The sequence below is a fragment of the Mesorhizobium australicum genome (genome assembly GCF_900177325.1).
Classification (GTDB): Bacteria; Pseudomonadota; Alphaproteobacteria; order Rhizobiales; family Rhizobiaceae; genus Mesorhizobium_A; species Mesorhizobium_A australicum_A.
The window spans coordinates 4,456,992-4,475,368 of the sequence record NZ_FXBL01000004.1 but is presented as its reverse complement, the minus strand read 5'-3'; the positions used below and the strand labels follow the sequence as shown (position 1 = coordinate 4,475,368).

17 protein-coding genes are annotated in these 18,377 nt (G+C 64.2%); 14 read left to right on the top strand and 3 right to left on the bottom strand.

From position 1 onward, the window contains the following. Nucleotides 1-18: 18 nt before the first annotated feature. Both B9Z03_RS24460 and B9Z03_RS24455 read right to left on the bottom strand, forming a co-directional pair. Nucleotides 19-1,698: a hydantoinase B/oxoprolinase family protein gene (locus B9Z03_RS24460; protein ID WP_085466612.1), complete on the bottom strand. Its 1,680-nt coding sequence runs from the start codon at nucleotides 1,696-1,698 to the stop codon at nucleotides 19-21. A gap of 35 nt (nucleotides 1,699-1,733) precedes the next feature. After that, nucleotides 1,734-3,839, bottom strand: a complete 2,106-nt coding sequence (locus tag B9Z03_RS24455) for a hydantoinase/oxoprolinase family protein (protein WP_085466611.1) — start codon at nucleotides 3,837-3,839, stop codon at nucleotides 1,734-1,736. A gap of 290 nt (nucleotides 3,840-4,129) precedes the next feature. Here B9Z03_RS24455 and B9Z03_RS24450 point away from each other — a divergent pair, with 290 nt between their 5' ends. From B9Z03_RS24450 to B9Z03_RS24420, 8 genes are read left to right on the top strand one after another with little or no spacing between them, the layout of a single operon-like run. After that, nucleotides 4,130-4,762, top strand: coding sequence for a 2-hydroxychromene-2-carboxylate isomerase (locus tag B9Z03_RS24450; protein WP_085466610.1), 633 nt, complete (start codon nucleotides 4,130-4,132; stop codon nucleotides 4,760-4,762). Between the two features lie 60 nt (nucleotides 4,763-4,822). Then, nucleotides 4,823-5,806, top strand: coding sequence for an ABC transporter permease (locus B9Z03_RS24445; RefSeq protein WP_085466609.1), 984 nt, complete (start codon nucleotides 4,823-4,825; stop codon nucleotides 5,804-5,806). Between the two features lie 15 nt (nucleotides 5,807-5,821). Continuing rightward, a complete protein-coding gene (locus B9Z03_RS24440; protein WP_085466608.1) occupies nucleotides 5,822-6,736 on the top strand; it encodes an ABC transporter permease in 915 nt (304 codons plus the stop codon). Further along, nucleotides 6,733-7,731: an ABC transporter ATP-binding protein gene (locus B9Z03_RS24435; protein ID WP_085466607.1), complete on the top strand. Its 999-nt coding sequence runs from the start codon at nucleotides 6,733-6,735 to the stop codon at nucleotides 7,729-7,731. Before B9Z03_RS24440 ends, B9Z03_RS24435 begins: the two co-directional genes overlap by 4 nt. After that, a complete protein-coding gene (locus B9Z03_RS24430) occupies nucleotides 7,718-8,653 on the top strand; it encodes an ABC transporter ATP-binding protein (RefSeq protein WP_085466606.1) in 936 nt (311 codons plus the stop codon). The genes B9Z03_RS24435 and B9Z03_RS24430 overlap by 14 nt, the downstream gene beginning before the upstream one ends. Nucleotides 8,654-8,669: 16 nt before the next feature. Beyond that, nucleotides 8,670-8,807, top strand: a complete 138-nt coding sequence (locus tag B9Z03_RS29950; protein ID WP_176247616.1) for a thioredoxin domain-containing protein — start codon at nucleotides 8,670-8,672, stop codon at nucleotides 8,805-8,807. Nucleotides 8,808-8,815: 8 nt separating this feature from the next. Then, nucleotides 8,816-10,015 (top strand): MFS transporter, encoded by a 1,200-nt coding sequence (locus tag B9Z03_RS24425; RefSeq protein ID WP_085466605.1) that lies wholly within the window; start codon nucleotides 8,816-8,818, stop codon nucleotides 10,013-10,015. Between the two features lie 6 nt (nucleotides 10,016-10,021). Continuing rightward, nucleotides 10,022-10,624 carry a glutathione S-transferase family protein gene (locus B9Z03_RS24420; RefSeq protein ID WP_085466604.1) on the top strand — a complete coding sequence of 201 codons (603 nt, stop codon included), beginning with the start codon at nucleotides 10,022-10,024 and terminating at the stop codon, nucleotides 10,622-10,624. Nucleotides 10,625-10,758: 134 nt separating this feature from the next. On the opposite strand, the gene B9Z03_RS24415 is transcribed toward B9Z03_RS24420, so the two are convergent. Beyond that, on the bottom strand, nucleotides 10,759-11,253 hold the full coding sequence (locus B9Z03_RS24415; RefSeq protein ID WP_085466603.1) for a nucleoside deaminase: 495 nt from the start codon (nucleotides 11,251-11,253) through the stop codon (nucleotides 10,759-10,761). Nucleotides 11,254-11,304: 51 nt separating this feature from the next. On the opposite strand from B9Z03_RS24415, the gene B9Z03_RS24410 reads away from it, so the two are divergent. From B9Z03_RS24410 to B9Z03_RS24390, 6 genes are all read left to right on the top strand, one after another. Continuing rightward, nucleotides 11,305-12,303: a LysR family transcriptional regulator gene (locus B9Z03_RS24410; RefSeq protein WP_085466602.1), complete on the top strand. Its 999-nt coding sequence runs from the start codon at nucleotides 11,305-11,307 to the stop codon at nucleotides 12,301-12,303. A 112-nt stretch (nucleotides 12,304-12,415) separates the two neighbouring features. Beyond that, complete coding sequence (gene add / locus B9Z03_RS24405) at nucleotides 12,416-13,399, top strand: adenosine deaminase (RefSeq protein ID WP_085466601.1); 984 nt, start codon at nucleotides 12,416-12,418, stop codon at nucleotides 13,397-13,399. Between the two features lie 11 nt (nucleotides 13,400-13,410). Further along, complete coding sequence (locus B9Z03_RS29945; RefSeq protein WP_176247615.1) at nucleotides 13,411-13,989, top strand: hypothetical protein; 579 nt, start codon at nucleotides 13,411-13,413, stop codon at nucleotides 13,987-13,989. Further along, entirely contained in the window at nucleotides 13,986-14,975 is a 990-nt protein-coding gene (locus B9Z03_RS24400) for a BMP family protein (RefSeq protein ID WP_176247614.1), read from the top strand. The genes B9Z03_RS29945 and B9Z03_RS24400 overlap by 4 nt, the downstream gene beginning before the upstream one ends. A gap of 12 nt (nucleotides 14,976-14,987) precedes the next feature. After that, nucleotides 14,988-16,502 carry an ATP-binding cassette domain-containing protein gene (locus tag B9Z03_RS24395; protein ID WP_085466599.1) on the top strand — a complete coding sequence of 505 codons (1,515 nt, stop codon included), beginning with the start codon at nucleotides 14,988-14,990 and terminating at the stop codon, nucleotides 16,500-16,502. Beyond that, on the top strand, nucleotides 16,499-18,373 hold the full coding sequence (locus B9Z03_RS24390; protein WP_085466598.1) for an adenine deaminase: 1,875 nt from the start codon (nucleotides 16,499-16,501) through the stop codon (nucleotides 18,371-18,373). Before B9Z03_RS24395 ends, B9Z03_RS24390 begins: the two co-directional genes overlap by 4 nt. Nucleotides 18,374-18,377: the final 4 nt, after the last annotated feature.

The following is an 18,377-nucleotide window of genomic DNA, read 5'->3' as shown; positions in this document are numbered from 1 at the left end:
TCAGGCGGGCCGCCGTGCTCATTCTGCGGCTTCCATCGCCGGGGCGGGATCGAAGCCGTAAAGCTTCTCGGCCGCCTCGGGCGAGATGAGTCCGAGCTCCAGGTCGCGAAGGATTGCGGCCCGATCGCGGTCGAGCGGATTGCCGTGCCCGCCGGCGCCGGGCGAGTTGATGTAGAGTCTCGTGCCGGCAGGAATGCTGTAAGTGCCTTTTCCCGCAAGCTTTTCGCCGCTTGAAAGGTGGATGGTCCCGATGGCTCCATCCGCCCCGCCGTCGACGCCGCGCGGAGCAAACCGGGTGCGTTCATAGGAGGCGAAATAGGTGAAGGGTTCGGGCAGAGAGTTGGCGAGGATCATCTCCTGCCCGAGCCCGCCACGAAACTTGCCGGCGCCGCCGCTGTCCTGCCGGTATTGCTTGCGCCACATGACGAGCGTGGACATCGATTCGAATATCTCGACCGGCCCGCCGCGCACGCCGCTCGGATAGCCGGTGGCCGAAAGGCCGTCGCGGAACGGCAGCGCGCCCATACCCCCGGTGGTCACCACGCCGACGCGGAAAGTGTCGCCGTAGACCGGCGGACTTCTGCGCGGCCCCGTCCCGTTGACGTGCCAGAGGCAGCCTGCGCCTTCCGCCGGAACCCTGTCGGGCACTGCCTGGCGCAGGGCGCCGAACACCAGATCCGGCAGGCTGATGCCCACGATATGGCGCGACACCACGGCCGCGGGCTTCAGTGCGTGCATGATTGTGCCCTCGGGCGAGGACACGGTGATCGGCGCCAGCGAACCGGCATTGTTGGGAATGCCTTTGGAGACGATGCAGCCGATGCCGAAGGACGTGTAGGCCAGCGTGTAGCAGATCGGCACGTTGATGTTCTGCCTCACCATGGGCGACGAGCCGGTGAAATCGACATTGATGCCATCGTGCGAGATGGTGAGCGCGGCCTTGAGGCGGATCGGCTCGTCATAGCCGTCGAGCCACATTTCCGAATGCCACGTGCCGAAGGGAAGGGCCCGGATATTGGCGAGCACCGCTTCACGCGAGGTCTCGACTATATGCTCCGCGAGTTCCGAAAGATCGTTGATGCCGAACTCGTCCATCATCATGTTGAGGCCGGCATAGCCGACATCGTTGCAGGCGATCATGGCGTAGACATCGCCTTCCGTATCCACCGGCATGCGCGTGTTGGTGCGGATTATCGCCATCAGCGTCTCGTTGACCTTGCCGGCCTCCACGAGCTTCAGGATGGGAATGATCAGGCCTTCCATGTAGAGATCGGTGGACGAGGTCGGCCCCAGCACGCCGCCGATATCCATGAGATGGCAGTTGCAGGCAAACAGCCCGACGATACCGCCATCGCGAAAGACCGGCGTGGTGATGCAGAAATCATTGGTATGGCCGGTGCCGAGCCAGGGATCGTTGGTGATGTAGACGTCACCGTCCTGCATGGTTTCGGCGGGATGCGCCTCGAGCACATGACCCACATTGAGCGCCATCGTGTTGATGTGGCCGGGCGTGCCGGTCACGGCCTGGGCCAGCATCCGGCCCTTGACGTCGAACACGCCGGCCGCGAGATCCCCCGACTCGCGCACGATGGTGGAGAAGGCGGTGCGCTGCAGGGTCTGGGCCTGTTCCTCGACGACGGCGATCAGGCGGTTCCACATCACCTGCTTGTCTATGAGTGAGAGTGGCGTTCGGCTCATGCGTTAAGCTCCAGGAAGAAAACGGATTGCTCGGCTCACGCCGCCTGCTGCAGAACGGCACGCGCCTTGCGCTGCATCACGATCGCGCCGGAAGCGTCGATCCAGGCGTCGAAAGCATCGCTGACGAAGGTCGAGGTTTCGGCTTCATTGACGATGGCCGGACCGGCAAACCGCTGGCCTGGGCGTAGGGCCGATCGCCTGTAGAGTGGAATGTCGACACTGACGCCGTTGCGGCCGTCGAAGAAGCGGCGCTTCTCGACTGTCTCAGGCGCATCGGTGAGTTCGATCGGCTCGATCGCCTCAGGCAGAGTAGGTTCTGTGGATATGGACACAGACCACGCCATGACCTCGATCGCAGCCTTGGGGATGATGCGCTTGAACATCATCCGATACGCATCCTCGAATTGTTCACGGAAGGCCGCGGCATAACCGGGCTCGAGCGTCCCGCCTGGGATGACCACCGGAATTTCATGACCCTGGCCGAGATAGCGCATGTAGGCGATCCGCCTCTCGACCAACGGGGCGCCGCGTGCAGCCGTTTCCACCCAGGAGCGGATTTCCGCGGCCATGGCCTCCAGCAGCTTGTTCGCCGCCGCAGCATCGAACGTATCGAGACGCTGATAACCGGACCGCACGACCTCGTAGGAAATGGGAGCGGCAAGAAAGCCGACAGCTGAGCCGACGCCCGCATTCTGCGGAACGATCACGCGATCCGCGCCGATCTTATCGGCAACGCGGGCGACGTGCAGCGGAGCGGCGCCGCCGAAGGCGATGACCGTATGCTGGCTCGCGACCGCGCCGCGCTCCACCGCGTGAACGCGCGCTGCGCTGGCCATGTTCTCGCACACCATTTCATAAACCGCGTAGGCGGACATTTCCGCGTCGAGCGAGAGCGCCTCGCCCACAGTGCTTGCGAAGGCCGCGTGGGATTTCTCGGGATCCAGCAGGATCGAACCGCCAGCGAACGCCTTTGGATCGATCAGCCCAAGCATGAGATCGGCGTCGGTGACGGTGGCTTCCTTGCCGCCGCGTCCGTAACAGGCTGGTCCGGGAACAGACGAGGCGCTCTCCGGCCCCACCGTGACACGCTTGAGCTGGTCGATGCCGGCGATCGAGCCGCCGCCGGCGCCGATCTCGACCATTTCGATAACGGGGATACGCAGGGGCAACCCACTGCCCTTCAGGAAGCGGGCGGCGCGATCCACCTCGAAGCTGCGCACGGTCTCGGACTGGAAGTCGTGAATCAGGCTGACCTTGGCGGTCGTGCCGCCCATGTCGAAGGCAAGAACCTTCTTCTCACCCAATGTCGCGGCGATCTGTGCGGCGAAGATCGAGCCACCCGCCGGGCCCGACTCGACCAGACGGACCGGAAAGCGGCGTGCTGATTCCACCGAGGAGAGACCACCGCCGGAGGTCATGAGGCAGAGAAAGCCGGTGAAACCTCTCTCGCGGAGCGATACTTCGAGCCTCTTTAGATAGCCGCTCATCAGCGGCTGGACATAGGCGTTGGCAATCGTCGTGGAGGTGCGCTCATATTCGCGGATTTCCGGCGAAACCTCGTGGCTGAGCGAGACGGTCACACCGGGCAGGTGCTCGGAGAGCAGGGCTGCCACGCGCAGTTCATGCGCCGGGTTTGCGTAGGCATGCAGAAAGCACACGGCGACGCTGAGGACGCCCGCAGTCTTCAACTGTTGGACGACGGCGAGAACGTCAGTCTCGTCGAGCGCCAGCAGAACGTTGCCCCGTGCATCCATCCGCTCGCGGACGGTGAAGCGCAGTGGACGCTCCACCAGCGGCTTCGGCCGCACCAAGGCGAGTTCGTATTGATCGTACCGGCTTTCGGTGCCGATTTCGACCACGTCGCGAAAGCCATCGGTGGCGATCAGGGCGGTTTTCGCGCCGCGGCGTTCGATGATGGCGTTTGTTGCGAGTGTCGTTCCGTGGACGAACGTTGTGACGTCGCCGATGGATTTCCCGGCAATCTCCAGGATTTCCGCGATTCCGGCCAGAACGCCTTCTTCCGGGCGCACGGGAGTCGTGAGGACCTTCGATGTCCAACGCGTGCCGGCCTGTTCCAACACCATGTCGGTGAATGTGCCACCCACATCGGCAGACAATCTCAGTTCCGGTTGGCCAGTCATATCGACTCCTCGGTATCACCCTGGAGACCGGCTAACCGGCCTTGTAGATAGAATTATGAATATCTTCATTTATTGCAACAGAAAAGAGATCGTTTTGTAGCCAAATATGTCGATTGCCCAAGGATTGCCCACAATGCAAAAATATGCGCTTTGATGCGGCCTATTTGATGTGCAGATTCCCATTTTGCAGGAAGTGGTGGGTCAAATTTCCCTTATGGCGAGGATGGTCGTCAAAATGCGTTGACACATAGATGAACTCATTCAATTATGAGTCAACGCGGAGTGCTCGCATGCCCAAGACCGTCGACTATTATTTCTCGATCAGTTCGCCCTGGGCCTATATCGGCCTCGACCGTTTCAGGGCCCTCGCCGCCGAGCACGGCCTCAGGATCGAGCCGTATCTGATCACCATCATCGAGGCGAACGGCGCCATCCCATCGAAGAGCCGCCCGGAGCCGCGCAGGGCTTACTGGAAAAGGGATCTGGCGCGCTGGGCACGCTATCTCGACAAAACCGTCCTCATCGACGGGCGAGGTGGCGAGGGGCGTCCGACGACGGATTGGGTGCCCGCATCCTTCATGATCATTGCCGCGCAGCTCGACGGGCTGGACTGGATCGAGCTCGTCTCAGCCATGCAGGAGCGCTGGTGGGGGCATGTCGACGACATCGGGCTTCCCGAAGTGCGCGGGCGCATCGCCGACGATGCAGGCTTCGACGGTGCCGCGCTGCTGGCGCGCGAGCAGGACGCTGACGTCCAGGCCAAATGGCAGGGGAATCTCGCCCGCGCCAAGGCGAACGGCATCTTCGGCAGCCCGACCTATGTCTACGAGGGCGAGCCCTACTGGGGACAGGATAGCCTGCCCTTCCTGAAGATGCACCTGACCGGCGAGATGACGCCTCTTCCGCTCGGGGCCGCAGAGTGAACGACATGCTGGCGTGCCGCTGCCGGCCCGCCTTCATCCTTTGAGCCGGAGGCAGCCGATATGGCCAATGCCCGCATCGCCAAGATCTTTGGGAAGACCGCGTTGCAGGCGCTGCCGACGATCTTCGGCATCGTTGTCCTGAACTTCCTGCTGCTCAAGATGCTGCCGGGCGACGTTGCCGACACGATCGCAATGGAGTCCGGCTCGGCCACCGAGGAATCGATGGCGGCGATCCGCGAGCGCCTCGGCCTCAACCTCGGCCTGTTCGAGCAGGTCGTGAATTATCTGAACAACCTTGCCCATTTCGACCTCGGCAAGTCCGCCCGTCTCGGCGTGCCGGTGACGGATCTCATCGTCGGCCGGCTGCCGGACACGCTGCTGCTCGTGCTGAGCGCGCTCGGCTTCGCGCTGGTGATCGGCATCGTGCTGGGCTGGGTCATGTCGGCATTCGCCGGGAAATGGCCGGATCGGGTCATTTCCGTGGTGCTGATGCTCATCTACGCCATACCCGGTTTCTGGCTCGGTCTCATGGCGATCGTCCTGTTTTCCGTGACGATGAACTGGCTGCCGAGCAACGGCAATGCCAGTATCGGGGCGGGACTGACGGGGTTGGATGCATTCGTCGATCGCCTGCGGCACCTGATCATGCCGGCACTGTCGCTGTCGCTCTTCTACGCCGCTGTCTATGCCCGGCTCACCCGCGCCACCATGCTCGAAGTGCAACAGCAGGATTTTATGCGGACAGCGGCGGCCAAGGGGCTGCATCCCGTGGTGCTGCAGTTCCGACATGCACTGCGCAATGCACTCATCCCGGTGACGACGGTGGCCGGCATGCATCTCGGCAACATGCTCGGCGGGGCGATGGTGGTGGAAACCGTCTTCGGCTGGCCAGGCATGGGACGGCTCGCGCTCGACAGCGTCGTGAACCGTGACTTCTCGGTGCTGCTCGGCATCCTGCTTCTGTCGTCTATCCTCGTGATCATCGCCAATGTGGTGGTGGACATTCTGCAGTCCTGGCTCGATCCCCGCATCGAGCTTCGTTAGGCGGAGCATCCGGTCATGAACACGCAGGCGTTCATCGATACTGCCGCGGCAACGTCCCTCACACCTGCCGAGGTTCTTGCGCCGAAGAAACAGGGATCGCGCGCCTGGCGCGCCGTGCGCCACAACATCCCGTTTCTGGTGGGCGCTGCGATCCTGATCGCCATCGTCGCATTGGCGCTCCTCGCCGACGTCCTCTATCCCGCCGACCCGCGCGACATGGTGACGATGCCGCTGATCTGGCCATTCCAGGATGCCGAATATCCACTCGGCAGCGGCTCGCTGGGCACCGACATCGCAAGCGGCCTGGTGCACGGGGCGGGGGCGTCGCTGCTGGTGGGCGCCTCCGCAGCGCTGGTGGGCCTGATCATCGGGGTGCTCGTCGGGGCGATCGGCGGATATTTCGGCGGCGTGCTCGACGATGTGCTGGTCCGCATCACCGAACTGTTCCAGACCGTCCCGACATTTCTCCTCGTGATCGTGCTGGTGGCGATCGCCGGACCGTCGCTGCCGATGATCGCATTCGCCATCGGCATAGCGACGTGGCCGACCGTCGCCCGTCTCGTGCGCGCGCAGTTCCGTGCCTTGCGCAACTCGGATTTCGTCATGGCTGCGCGCAGCCTCGGCTACAGTACGACACGCATCATCTTCGGCGAAATCCTGCCGAACGCGCTGCCCCCAGTAGTGGTCACTACCTCGGTCCTTGCCGCCAACGCCATCCTGACCGAGGCCGGCCTGTCCTTCCTCGGCATGGGCGACCCGGATCTGGTGTCCTGGGGCTCGATGATCGCCGATGGCCGCTCCCTCCTGCGGGTGGAGTGGTACGTGACGGCGCTGCCCGGCGCCGCCATCACCCTGACCGTTCTCTCGCTGAACCTCGTTGGCGACGGCCTCAACGATATCCTCAACCCCCGCTCGGTGAGCAATCGATGAAACCCATTCCGGTTCTCGAAGTCCTCGACCTCGCCATCGGCTTCCCGTCCGGGCCAGCCGTCCACGGGGTGTCCTTTGAAATCCACAAGGGCGAGATGCTGGCGCTGGTCGGCGAATCCGGCTGCGGAAAGTCCATGACCGCCTTCGCCATCATGCGCCTGCTGCCGCCCGCCGCCCGGATCCTGAACGGTCAGGTCATCTTCGAAGGGGTCGATCTTGCGACGGTGTCGCCGTTCGATCTGCGCCGTATCCGCGGAAACGGCGTTTCACTCATTCTCCAGGAGCCCATGACCTCCCTCAACCCGGTGCTGACCGTCGGAGCGCAGGTGGCGGAGGTCATCCGGCGCCACCAGAAGCTGTCTTCGCGGGCCACGCGCGCCCGCGTGGTCGAGCTCTTCGAGCTGGTCGGCATTCCCGATCCGCACAAGCGCTACGACCAGTATCCGCACAATTTCTCCGGCGGCATGCGGCAGCGGGTGATGATCGCGATGGCCGTGGCGTGCAATCCTACCCTTTTGATCGCCGATGAGCCGACCACGGCGCTCGATGTCACGATCCAGGCTCAGGTCATGGACCTCCTTGACCGGCTGCGCCGCGAGCTGTCGATGGCGGTTCTGCTGATCACCCACGATCTTGGCGTGGTTGCCCAGTGGGCCGATCGCGTCGCCGTCATGTATGCCGGCCGGGTGGTGGAGACTGCCCCCGTCAAGCGCTTCTTCGACGCGCCCCAGCATCCGTACTCGATGGGCCTGCTCAATTCGTCGGTCAGCAATGGCGAGGGCGCCTGGCATTACACGAGCCACCGCCTGACGGAGATCAAGGGGTCCGTGAACTCGGCCGCCTACGCCAAGGGCTGCTCCTTTGCGCCGCGCTGCAGCCGCGTTCTGCCGGCGTGCCATACCATGCAGCCCGAACTCTCCGCGCTGGAGGAAGGCTGGCTGGCCAGTTGCCGGCGCGCCCAGCGGCAGGAGGAGCAAGCGCATGACTTTGCTTAGCGTCGAGAACCTCGAAGTCACCTACGCGCAGAAGGGGCGCAGTTTCCGCGCGCTCGACGGCGTGAGCTTCTCGCTTGAAAAGGGCGAGACGGTCGGGCTTGTCGGGGAGTCGGGTTGCGGAAAGTCGACACTCGGCAAATCGATCCTGCGGCTGATCGAAACATCGGCCGGCGCCATCCGCGTCGAAGGCGACGACATCACCAAGCTCGGCCACAACGCGATGATGAGCAAGCGCCGGCGCATGCAGATGGTGTTTCAGGATCCGTTCGGCTCGCTCAATCCGCGACAGACCGTCGGCAAGCTGCTCGACATCCCGTTGCGCACCCACGGCGTTTCCGACAAGGCGGAACGCCGCAGGCGCATAAGCTCCATCATCGACAAGGTCGGTCTGCCGCAGGCGGCGCTGTCGCGGTTTCCGCACGAGTTCTCCGGCGGCCAGCGCCAGCGCATCGGCATCGCCCGCGCCCTTATCCTTCAGCCGGACCTGCTGATCTGTGACGAGCCCGTGTCGGCACTGGACGTGTCGATCCAGAGCCAGATCCTCAATCTCCTCGTCGATCTGAAGATGGAACTGGGGCTGTCCTACCTCTTCATCAGCCACGACCTCTCCGTCGTGCGCTATTTTGCCGATCGGGTCATCGTCATGTATCTCGGCAGGATCGTCGAGGTCGCCGATCGCGAGGCACTCTGGCGCAGGCCCGCGCATCCCTATACCCGCGCCCTCCTGGCGGCTGTCCCCGTGCCGCGACCGGGCAGCCGCAGACAGACGGAGTCCATCGCCGGCGAACTGCCGAGCGGTGCCGCCGCAACGGGGTGCCGGTTCTACAACCGCTGCCCCGCGGCGCAGGCGCGCTGCGCGATCGAAGACCCCGCCCTGCGGACGCTTTCCGCCAATCATCAGGCTGCCTGCCACTTCGCCTGACAAGGAAACTCACTCAGTGCCTGAACCTGTCGAACTCTACTTCCGGCCGACGCCCAACGGCATGAAGATCGCCATTCTGTTCGAAGAGCTGGGGTTGGACCGCGTTGGCGCGCGCGAGGCCGTCGGCGCTGCCTACCGGCGCCATATGAGCTGAACCGGAAGATGTCAGGCACCATCACCAGTCCCGCGGCAACGCGCAACATGGCCGTGCTCTTTGCCGCCCAGACGCTCGGTGCGGCGAGCCCGCCCGTCATCGTGTCGCTCGGCGGCCTCGTCGGGCAGGCCTATGCGCCGTCGCCCTCGCTCGTCACCGTGCCGGTCTCGGCCTACACGATCGGCGTCGCCGCCGGAACGATCCCGCTCGCCATGCTGCTGAACCGTCTCGGGCGACGGCCGACCTACATGATCGGATCGCTCGTCGGCATGTCGGCCGGGCTGATCGCGGCGGTCGGTATCTGGGCCGGGCAGTTTCTCGTCTTCTGCCTCGGCACGTTCATCGCCGGCCTCTATGCCGCGTCGGTGCAAAGCTATCGCTTCGCCGCCATGGACGGCACACCGCCGGAGAAGCGCGCCAATGCGCTGCAATGGGTGCTGATCGGCGGCCTCTGCGCCGCCGTGCTGGGCCCGCAATTGACGATCCTCTTCCGCGACGCCCTTCCCGGCGTGCCTTACGCCGGGGCCTTCATCGCGCAGGGCGTGATGGCGCTGTTCGCCTTTCCGGTGCTGTCGGCATTGCGGCTGCCGCCGGTGCAGCGGCTTGACGGCTCGACCGGCCGTCCGCTCGGCGAGATCGCCCGCCTGCCACGATTCCGTATCGCGCTCGCTACCTCGATCGCCTCCTACTCGATGATGAACTTCATGATGACGGCCGGGCCGGTGGCGATGGTGATCTGCGGCTTCTCCCCGTCAGAGGCAGCACTCGGCATCCAGTGGCACGTGCTCGGCATGTTCGCGCCGAGCTTCGTAACGGGCAGGCTCATCAAAACGTTCGGAGAACGACCGGTGATGATCCTGGGACTGATGATCATGGCAGCAGGCGCCTGTAGCGGGCTCTCCGGCATCGATCTCTACAACTTCTGGATCGCGCTGTGCCTTCTCGGCGTGGGATGGAACTTTGCCTTCTTCGGCGCAACCACCATGCTGGCGAGCTGCCACGCTCCCGAGGAGGGGCCGAAGGTCCAGGCGCTCCACGACTTCTCCATGTTCGGTGTGGTGGCGGTGGGATCGGTGTCGTCGGGAGCCCTGCTGTCGGCGGCCGGATGGCCCGCCGTCAATCTCGTCGTCCTTCCCGTGGTCACGCTGGCCACGCTCGTCATCCTCATTGGCCGCCGCTTCGATGCCAAGAGTTCATTATCCACCTGAGAAAGCATGCCCATGATCACCGTTCACGGCCGTCCGAACTCCTCCAACGTTGCCAAGGTGATGTGGACCCTCGCCGAACTCGGCGTCGAGCATCGGCGCCTCGATGTCGGCGGTCCGTTCGGTGGCAACAAGGATGCGGCCTACCTCGGCATGAACCCCAACGGCCTCATCCCTTTGTTGGTCGACGGACCTGCGCGGATATGGGAGTCCAATGCCATTGTCCGTTATCTCGGCGCGACCTACGGAGCCGGCACGTTCTGGCCCGTCGATGCGGCTGCGCGGTCGTTGTCGGACCGATGGATGGACTGGGGAACGATCTATCTCTATCCGAAGGTGATCGCGCTCATGACAGCGAAGGCGCCGGAGGCGCTCGACAAGGCGATCGCCGACGTAGCGGCTCCCTGCGCCATTCTCGACGGTGCGCTGGCCGACAGCCGCTTTCTTGCCGGCGATGAGCTCAGCATCGGCGATATCCCCGTCGCCATCCATCTCGGCCGCCTGTTCCGGCTTGCCGCCGGACATCTGCCCTATCCGAACCTCGAGCGCTATTTCCAGGAATTGAACGCGCGGCCCGCTTATCGGACGCACTGCCTGGAGGCGCTGGCCTGACGTCACAGCCGTTGGACGGTCGCTGAGACACGGCCAAACGATTTCTCGTCAATCGGCTAGAGCCAAACGCGAGCAACTCTAGAAAATCCCGGTCATTCTATGCGAATGCCGGAGCATCTGCGTGGTTGCTCGCCCTAGCTTTTCTGCCAGAACGTCTCGTGCTGCTTGGCGGCTTCGTCGGCGAGTAGCGGGCCGATCACCTCGATGGCGCGCTGGCCCGCCTCGAATACCGTTCGGCAGGGCAGGTCGAGTGTCGGATTCTCATCGTGATTGCCGGTGATCTGCTTGAGCCGACTTTCGTCGAGGCCGTAGACGACCCGGCCGACGCCGGCCCAATAGACGGCCCCGGAGCACATGGCGCAGGGTTCGGCGGACGTGTACATCGTGCATTCGGCGAGGAACTGCGGGCGGTAGGCCTGTGATGCGCGCGTCATCAACACGCGTTCGGCGTGGCCGGTCATGTCCTGCAGCGGCTGGAAGGCGTTCTCCTGTTCCATCAGCACCTCGCCATCGGGTGACACAAGTATGGCGCCGAACGGGTGATTGCCCGCCATCTGCGCGCGCTCTGCCACCTCAAACGTCTTGCGCAGGAAATACTCGTGCTCGGAGAGCGTCCGGTCGTCCTTCATTGCATGCCTACCCTTATGTGCATCGCAGCAGGGTGCGGAATCGGAAAATGAATGACAAGCGACAATTCGCGGCGCTACCGTTCGAGAAGATGCAACGCTCCGTGGGTGCTGGAAACCATGCAACTGCTGTCTTCCTCCGCAATCCTGCTGGACGCCGTGGCGCGGGCGGGGTCGTTCCGCCGCGCAGCGGAAGCGCTCAACATGTCCGCCTCGGCAATCAACCGGCAGATCCTCAACATGGAAGCCGAGATTGGCCTGCCCCTGCTCGAGCGTCTTCCCCGAGGAGTGCGTCCGACACCTGTCGGAGAGCGGCTGCTGGCCGACATCAGGCGGTGGCGGCGCGAGCAGGCGCTGGCCGAAGGGCAATTGCGCGAACTCACCGGACAGAGGCGTGGAGCGGTCTCTATCGGAGCTACCGAATGCTTCAGCACAGCCGTGCTGCCGGATGTCATCAGGTCTCTCTGGCAGTACCATTCCGGGCTGGAGGTATCGACCCAGTTCGCCTCGACCGAAGAGCTTGTGCGCAAACTCGTCGCCAAGGAGCTCGATCTGGCGCTGATCTTCAATCCTCCGGCGCGCTTCGCCGCCGACATCGTTTTCCGGCTCAAATTGCGTCCCGGCCTCGTGATGGCGACGAACCATCCCCTGGCGGGTTCTCGTAATCTGCGGCTGGCCAACTGCCTGCGCTACGGCTTCGTGCTTCCGGACAGTTCGGTGCGCATCCACGAATTCATCGAGAGCGCTTTCCGAGAAGCTCATATCGAGGTCTTGTCGCCCCTAAAATCCAACTCGATCGCGATGATGAAATCGATGCTCTCCAACGCCGAGATGATGGCGATCCTGTCGATCTTCGACGTGCATACCGAACTCGCGCAGGGCAGCCTCGTCTTCCTCAAGATCGAGGACAGCAAGCTCGAGAAGGAAGAACTGGTCATCGCGGTGCCGTCGAACCGCCGTCCATCGCCGGCCACACAGGCCGCGATCACGCTTTTGCGCGCTGCACTCACCGACATAGCGTCGACGCATTCGACGACGGACAACGTCAGCTAGCGTTGCGTTCTATCGCACGCTTGAAACGTCAAATTGTTCTTGTGCACGTGCGAAAAAGCTGGAAGCTCCTGCGTGGAACCAAGGAAGAACCAGGGCTTCAGCACACGTGTCGATGGATTTCAAATCGCTGCCAAAGGCAGAAATCCATGTGCATCTCGAGGGCTGCTTCTCCACCGAGACGATCGTGGAGCTCGCGCGCGAGAACGGCACGCCTCTGCCCCGCCCGGAGGACCGGTTGCTGGAATTCCAAGGTCTGGCGGACTTTCTCGAATTCCTCGATTTCATCTGCGGCCTGTCGCGCACCAGGGATCAGCTCGCCAAATCGGCCTATGCCTTTTCCCAGCGGATGGCGGATTCCGGTGTTGGCTACGCCGACGTCATCGTTAATCCCACACACTGGTCAGGCTGGCGGGGCAACCTGTCAGGACTGGTGGAGGGGCTCGACGAGGGGTTTCGCGCCGCCGAGGCGGATGGGTTGCCGCCGGCCGGTCTGTGCGTATCGCTTCTGCGGCAGCAGTCCTCCGCCGAAGCCGTGGAACTGGTCGAGGAACTGCTTCGCCTTAAGCATCCGCGGGTCGTGGCACTTTCCGTCGACGGCAACGAGGCCGCGTCCGGCCGCACGGGCGAGAAATTCGCGGAGGCGTTTCAGCTCGCCGGGCGTGGCGGTCTCAAGCGCACTGCGCATGCCGGCGAATCCAGCGGGCCGGATGGGGTTCGCGACGCGATCTTCCTGCTCGGCGCGGACCGCATCGACCACGGCGTTCGCGCGATCGAGGATCCCGCGCTTGTCGACATCCTGGCCGACCGTCAAATCGCACTCGGCATCTGCCCGAGTTCCAACCTCGTGCTCGGTCTTTACCAGACGCTGGGCGAGCATCCGATCGACTTTCTGCGGCGCGCCGGCGTGCCGGTGTCGGTCAATACCGACGATCCCGCTTTGCTGCGCACCGATCTCGCCGCGGAATATGCCCGTACGGCCGACGCTTTCGCATGGGACAAGGAGACGTGCAGGACGGTTGCTGAAACCTCAATCCGCGCGTCCTTTGCTCACGACGGGCTGAAAGCCTCCCTGCTTGAGGCTCTCGCGACATGGTGAGGCACCTCGCAATGGCAGTCGCCGCTCTCGCATTCGCCGGTGCGCCCGCCGGGGCGGCCGGCACCGATCTGTTGCAGTGGGCGAGGGGCCTTCCGGAACGTTTTGCGCTGTCCGGCTCCAAGGTAGAGCCGACCTATGTGTCGGCGATCGACATCAGCCGCGATGGCGATGTCGTGTCCATCCTCGGCGGCGCGCCGGCCTGGGCGGAGCGTTCACGCGAGACGGTCGCCATCGATGCCGGCGGCGCGATGCGGCACGTTGTCTGCCCCAGCGGGATGACCTGCGACAGCCCGCCAACACCCGCCGGCTTTCTGTCGACGGCCGCGCTGATCTCGAAAAGCCGGACCGGCGCGCTGCACGCTTCCATCGAGGCTGAGCCCTACGGCCGCTTCTCGGTCCTGTGCGTGCCGGCGGAAATGCTCGGGATTTCTCGGCCGATCCTCGACCCATGCTTCGAGATCACGACGGGGGCAGCGATCGCCCAGAAGAACAGGTTCAGCAACCGCTTCGACGGCCCCAGCCTCGATCCGGTGACCCTCACATTCGCTATCGACACCGCAACCAAGTCTCCGAAGGAGCAGGCCCCATGAAGACACTGCGTCAGATCAGTCTTGCCGCCACCGTCGCGTTCGCCAGCCTTTCCGCCGGCGCCGCATTTGCCGATCCCCTGAAGGTCGCGCTCCTCGTGCCGGGCCATGCCAATGACGGCTCGTTCAACCAGGTCGCCCGCGAAGCTGCCGAGAAGCTCGCCAAGGATGGCGAGATCACGTTCGAGATCCGCGAGGCGATGGCCGATCCGTCGAAGTCAGAGCCGATTATCCGCCAGTACGCGTCGCAGGGCTATGACCTCGTCATCGGTCACGGTATCGAACTCTCAGACCCGATCCTGAAAATCGCGCCCGACTTTCCCAAGGTGCATTTCGCCGCATCCGGCGGGCCGGATCTCGCAGAGCGCCTGATCGCCAATGTCGATGGCTGGACCTACGACTTCGGACAGCAGGGCTATCTGGGTGGCTTTATCGCCGGCAAGCTTGCCGGCATCACCACGTTCGGCATGGTCGGCGGCCCGGATCTTCCCTTCGTCAAGGCTTCCCACAACGGCTTCAAGGCGGGTTTGAAGGAAGGCAACGCATCGGCCACGTTCATTGAAACATATACTGGCTCCTTCGACGATGCCCAGAAGGCCGCCGAAGTGACCCGGGGCATGATCGCGCAGGGTGCCGGAGTCGTCTGGACCTCGGGGGACGGCATCGGCAACGGCGTCGCCGCCGCGGCTGGCCAGGAAGGCGCGCTGACGATCGGCGTGACCGGCGAGGCCGGCGGCTTTGCCGAGAAGGTCAACATCGCATCCGTCGTGCTCGACATGTACCCGACCTACAAGGCCTATGTCGACGACATCAAGGCCGGCACGTTCGGCAAGAAGTTCTTCGTGTCCGGCATCGCCAACAAGGGCCTTGTGATGACCGAAGTCCGCGAGGTCGGCGAAAGCCTGCCTGCCGATCTGAAGAGCCAGGTCGAGGCACTGATCGCCGATCTCGAAAGCGGCAAGAAGACGCTGCCCAATTTCTTCGAGTAAGAGCGCAGCGACGTGTCGGATACGCTCGTCAGAGTCAAGGGCGTGGACAAGCGCTTCGGGTCGGTCGCGGCTCTTTCGGGAGCTGCGATCGACCTGGAGCGCGGGCGCATCCGCGCGATCGTCGGCGAGAACGGGGCGGGCAAATCCACGCTGGCGAAGATCATCGCCGGCATTCTTCCGCGCGATGCCGGCGAATTCGTCCTGGATGGGGCGGCGGTCGGACCATGGTCGAGACGCCAGGCGATCGCGGCCGGGATAGGCTTCGTGCCGCAGGCGCTTTCCTTCGTGGCGACGCTGTCGATCGTCGACAACCATCTTCTGGCCGGGGGCGGGCTGAAGCTCGACCGCGATGGCGCGCTTTCACAGCTGCAGAAGGTGGCCGCGGACATGGACGTCTCGCTCGATATGACCTCTCCGGTGGAACGCCTTAGCCTGGCCGGCCGCCAGCTCGGCGAAATCGTCTCGGCGGTCGCCGCCGGGGCGCGCATCCTGCTGCTTGACGAACCGACCTCGGCGCTGGGGCCGGTCGAGATCGAACGTCTCATCAGGACAATTCGCCGTCTGGCGTCAGGCGGAACCTCGGTGGCACTGGTCACCCATCGCATTGCCGAGGTCATGGAGGGTGCCGACGACATTACCGTGCTGCGCGGCGGCAAGGTGATCCTGGACGGCGCGACCGCAGGGCTCGATGCAAATGAAGTGGCGCGACTTATGGTGGGCGATCGCGATCGGGGCAGGGCGACGCGCTTGGCAGCGACCAGCGACTGGCAGCGCCTGAAGGTCTCCAGCCTGACGCTCCGGGACAAGGACCAATTGGTGCTCGACGACATCTCGCTGGCGGTGCGGCAGGGTGAAATCCTGGCGATCGCGGGCGTGGCCGGCGTCAGCCAGCCGGCGCTGGCGGAAGCCCTGGCGGGGCTGCGGGGCATGGACAGCGGACGCGTGGATGTCGATGGAGCCGACGTGACCGGCGATCCTGCACGTTCGACGCGCCTGGGCCTCGCCTTCATCCCCGAGAATCGAGCCGATGGGATCGTCTCAGATCTAACGATCTCCGAGAATGCCAGCCTCTTCGAGATGAGAGGCAAGGCGTTCCGGCGGTTCCTGGGCACGCGCGACCGATCGGCGGAACATGACCACGGCAAGCGCATCATCGCGGATTTCGATGTTCGGCCGCCCGATCCGGAGGCGATCTCCGGCGGTCTTTCCGGCGGCAATCAGCAGAAGCTTCTCGTCGGCCGCGAACTCGCCCGTGCTCCCGGTGTCATCGTCGCCCACGGCCCAACGCAAGGGCTCGATCTTGCCGCGGCCGCCAGCATCCGCGCCGCGCTGACAAAAGCTGCAGCCGACGGAGCGGCGGTCGTGGTCATCTCGGCTGACCTCGACGAGCTGCTGGAGCTTGGACATCGCATGATCGTCCTCACCAACGGCCGCGTCGTGGCGGAGTTCGATCTTGCCCGACCCGTCGACATGACCCTGCTCGGTCAGGCGATGATGGGTCTGAATACTATGGAGACAGCCCAATGACCGACGAGCCGCTCACCTATCCCGCGACCGGCGCCACCTGGGCGCCGTCCGTCGCCGAGCTGATGCGCATGCGCTTCGTCGCAGCGGGCAAGGAAAAGCCGGATCTGATCCTGCGCGGCGGCAAGGTGCTGGCGCTCCATATCGGCGAGATTCTCGAGCGCGACGTCGTCATCAGCGGACGCCATATCGCGGCGATCACGCCGGTGGGGCATTTCGACTGCGACAACGTCGTAGACGCGACCGGCTACTTCGTCGCCCCGACCTTCATCGATGTCCACCTGCATATCGAATACACCAAGCTCGTGCCTGGCGAACTCGCGCGGCTGTCCGTGCCGAAGGGCACGACGACCGTGCTCGCCGACGCCAACTGCATCGCCAATGTGCTGGGCGAGGAGGGGCTCGATTTCATGGGCACGACGACCACGCCGCTGCGTATCCTGCGCCAGGTGTCGCACAAGGTGCCGCAGGCTCCCGAACTGGAACTCGGCGGCGCGCATCTGACCACTCAGCAGATCGCCGCACGCGTGCAGCGCCCGGACGCCGCCACGCTGGGCGAATCCAACCCTTTCAATCTGGACGAGTCCTCCGCCCGCAAGCAGGTTGCGGCGATCGCAGCGGGCAAGCGCATCACCGGCCACACTGCGCTGCTCGAGAACGAGCCGCTGTGGAGCTATCTCGCTGGTGGTATCTCAGACGACCACAACGCCCACAAGACAAGGGACGTCGTCGAGCGGCTGCGACTTGGCGCCATGCTGACCGTCATGGCCGGAAGCATGAACGACAACACGCCCGAGGTCTTCGCAGACATTCCCGCGCTGAAGGACGGGCTCGGCCACATAGCCTTTTGTGCCGACGACAAGCTGGTGGAGGATCTCGACCGCCAGGGCCATATCGACCACCAGGTGCGCAAGGCGATCGAGTGCGGCGTCGAGCCGCTCAAGGCCTGGCGCATGGCGACGCTCAACGCCGCCTCGTACTACCGGATCGATCATCTGGTCGGTTCGGTGACGCCCAACAAGATCGCCGATCTGCAACTGGTCGAAGATCTCGCCGAAGCGCGTCCGCATCTCGTGCTGGTCGACGGCAAGGTCGTTGCCCGCGACGGCGTGGCGCTTTTTGCGAACACCGACGAAGTCCCGGCGTTCACGCGCAACACGATGCATCTTCACCCCGATATCGACGAGGCCTTCTTCTCGGTGAAAGCGCAAGGCGACACCGCCTGGGTGCAGGCGATGGAGATGTACGACGGCTACTTCAAGCGCGCCTTCCACACCGAACTCGAGGTTCGTGACGGGTTGGTTGCCTGCGACACCGAGAGGGATGTGCTCAAGGTCGCCATCGTCGACCGCCATCACGCAACGCTCAATGTCGGCATAGGCTTCGTCAAGGGCTTCGGCCTGAAGCGCGGCGCGATCGCCGCGACCACCAATTGCGAGAACCAGAACCTGGTGATCGTCGGCACGTCGGACGCGGACATGGCCTTTGCGACCCGAGCCATCGAGGCACTCGGCGGCGGATATGTCACGGTTGCCGACGGCGAGGTGCTGTCGACCGTTCCTCTGCCTGTCGCGGGCTGCATGAGCGACCAGCCATGGGAGACGGTGCGCGACCAGTCGCTCGCCTGCGATGCAGCCACCCGCAAAATCGGTTGTACGATGCATGCGCCCTTCCTGATCATGTCTTTCATCGGGTTGGTGGGTGTGCCGGATCTCGGTCTCACCGAACGCGGGCTTGTCGAAACCAAGACGCAAAGTTTCACGGACCTCGTGCTCGGCATGAAAGGCGGCCTCGTCTGCTGTCGATGCCCCAGCCACGCCCACGATATTCACAAGGCGATGGATCCCGCTCGTTTCGAGGCCGTCGCCGTCTGATGCT